Source organism: Pseudodonghicola xiamenensis DSM 18339, from assembly GCF_000429365.1.
Taxonomy (GTDB): Bacteria; Pseudomonadota; Alphaproteobacteria; order Rhodobacterales; family Rhodobacteraceae; genus Pseudodonghicola; species Pseudodonghicola xiamenensis.
This window is the reverse complement of record NZ_AUBS01000090.1, coordinates 1-1,091: the sequence shown is the minus strand read 5'-3', so window position 1 is coordinate 1,091 and position 1,091 is coordinate 1. Positions and strand designations below refer to the sequence as shown.

At 57.0% G+C, this 1,091-nt stretch carries 3 protein-coding genes; 2 read left to right on the top strand and 1 reads right to left on the bottom strand.

The features are described from left to right. The first annotated feature begins 36 nt into the window (after positions 1-36). Both G455_RS0122205 and G455_RS0122200 read left to right on the top strand, forming a co-directional pair. Positions 37-279 (top strand): type II toxin-antitoxin system ParD family antitoxin, encoded by a 243-nt coding sequence (locus G455_RS0122205; RefSeq protein ID WP_008336111.1) that lies wholly within the window; start codon positions 37-39, stop codon positions 277-279. A gap of 5 nt (positions 280-284) precedes the next feature. After that, entirely contained in the window at positions 285-605 is a 321-nt protein-coding gene (locus tag G455_RS0122200; protein ID WP_017468227.1) for a type II toxin-antitoxin system RelE/ParE family toxin, read from the top strand. A gap of 14 nt (positions 606-619) precedes the next feature. Here G455_RS0122200 and G455_RS0122195 read toward each other — a convergent pair whose 3' ends face one another. Then, positions 620-847, bottom strand: coding sequence for a hypothetical protein (locus G455_RS0122195; protein ID WP_028095600.1), 228 nt, complete (start codon positions 845-847; stop codon positions 620-622). Positions 848-1,091 lie beyond the last annotated feature (244 nt).

Genomic DNA, 1,091 nt, shown 5'->3' with positions numbered 1-1,091 from the left:
GTATCTGATACGATTGAGCATGGATAGGAGAGTCTGATGCCAAACGTCCACCTGACCGAACCGATGCAGAAATATGTGCAGGCGCAGATCGAGTCTGGCGCCTACGCCAATCTGAGCGAAGTCGTGCGCGCCGGAGTAAGAATGCTGATGGAGAAGGATGGCGCACGGCAGTTCTACGCCCTCAAGGCCGATCTCGAGATGGCAGCCACCCTGGCCGAGAATGGGGATTTCGCCGAGTTCGATGCCCAAGCCTTCGAACCGGATGCGTTTGATCGCTGACCCGAATGACGATTCGGCTTTCCGGACAGGCCAAGTCCGACCTTGAAGAGATACGCACCTACACCGTCGAAACATGGGGCAGGGACCAATGGCTCGTCTATTACCGCCAGTTGGTCACCGCCTTCGAGCGGATCACTGGGGATCCCGACGCGGGCCGGGACAGGAGTCTCTTTGTCCCGGGGATGCGGTCCGTCAATTGCCAGCGACACGTGATCTTCTACAAGCGGCTCGATGCGGCGGATGGCGCGGCAGTCATCCTGCGCATCGTGCATCAGCGCCGCAACATGCCCGCACTCGTCTACTACGAGGATCTCGACGGCGGTTAAGCCCATGCGGTTGCTCAGTCCAATAGCTCGATCAGTCTTCCATAGTCTTCACTGACCTCGCGCGCCTCCTGAGACGCCCGTTGGCGCTCGGCATCAAGACAGCGGAAGTATTCCTGAATGTCGGCAATGTAGCCCTCGAAATCAGAACGCAGCAGATCGGCATAGGCACGAATGTCTTCTCGCGACTGAGGCAAGAACGGTCGTTCGGGAGGTACGCAATCTGCTGCCGCGGCTATCGGCATGCTTCCAAGCAGGAACGCGAACAGCAACGGTGCGTTGCGCGCAATAAACAACCGCAGGGCAAAACTCCTTTGCCGCCTTTAAGATTATCATTCTGTCGGCTATCACCGTTATCGGAGCAAGGCGAATTTCGTCAACACGTTATTATTGTCTTGCTATCATTAATGTTGTTTTGTATCGCTCACGGTGTTGCGACCCCGTGGGCCTGATACTGCACCCAGGCAGAACAAGGACCCAAGGGAAGGC

What these genes read in the sequence shown, in the direction of transcription:
- G455_RS0122205 (WP_008336111.1), top strand. Translation starts at nt 37, where the DNA reads ATGCCAAACGTCCACCTGACCGAACCGATGCAGAAATATGTGCAGGCG.
- G455_RS0122200 (WP_017468227.1), top strand. Translation starts at nt 285, where the DNA reads ATGACGATTCGGCTTTCCGGACAGGCCAAGTCCGACCTTGAAGAGATA.
- G455_RS0122195 (WP_028095600.1), bottom strand. Translation starts at nt 847, where the DNA reads ATGCCGATAGCCGCGGCAGCAGATTGCGTACCTCCCGAACGACCGTTC.